Source organism: Actinomadura rubrisoli, assembly GCF_004349215.1.
Classification (GTDB): domain Bacteria; phylum Actinomycetota; class Actinomycetes; order Streptosporangiales; family Streptosporangiaceae; genus Spirillospora; species Spirillospora rubrisoli.
The window spans coordinates 1-723 of the sequence record NZ_SMKU01000770.1; the positions used below are offsets into that span (position 1 = coordinate 1).

The window sequence follows — 723 nt, forward strand, 5'->3', positions numbered from 1 at the left end:
CCCCTCCCGCATCGCGGCGCGCAACTGCCCCACGATCTGGGCGTTCATCGGCCCGCCCGCCTCGCGATCGACGACAAGGGGCAGATCGATCGACAAAGTGGTCTCCCGCTCTCGGCACGAAGTGGCCCTACCGGCCATGCCACTCGCCTTCTAGCGTAGGCGCACATGACCGCACTCTCAGCAACACCCCGCACCCGGCTCGGCCGCGTGCCCGAACGAGCCGCCGCCGACCGCTCCGCCCTCCACACGATCCTCGACGACGGCATGATCTGCCACCTCGGCCTCATCGTGGACGGCACGCCCCGCGTCCTGCCCACCGGCTACGGCCGCGTGGACGACACCCTCTACATCCACGGCTCCACCGGCGCGAGCAGCCTCAGGTCCGGCCCGTCCCAGGAGATCTGCGTCACCGTCACCCACCTGGACGGCATCGTCCTCGCCCGCTCCCTCTTCCACCACTCGGTCAACTACCGCTGCGCCGTGATCTACGGCACGCCCCGCCCCGTCACCGACCCCGCCGAGCGGCTCACCGGCCTCCGCGCGATCACCGAACGGCTCGCCCCCGGCCAGTGGGACACCGCCCGGCAGCCCAACCGCAAGGAGCTGGCCGCCACCACGGTCCTCGCCCTCCCCCTGGACGAGGCGTCCGTCAAGATCCGGCAGGGCCCGCCCGCCGACGACGAGGAGGACTACGCCCTCGACGTCTGGGCCGGCGTCCTCCCC

Annotated in this window: 1 protein-coding gene; it reads left to right on the top strand. The window is 72.2% G+C overall.

Annotated elements, in window-relative coordinates; genetic code table 11:
• Positions 1 to 165: 165 nt before the first annotated feature.
• On the top strand, positions 166 to 723 hold a 558-nt coding region (locus tag E1298_RS47395), incomplete at its 3' end, for a pyridoxamine 5'-phosphate oxidase family protein (RefSeq protein ID WP_131903918.1).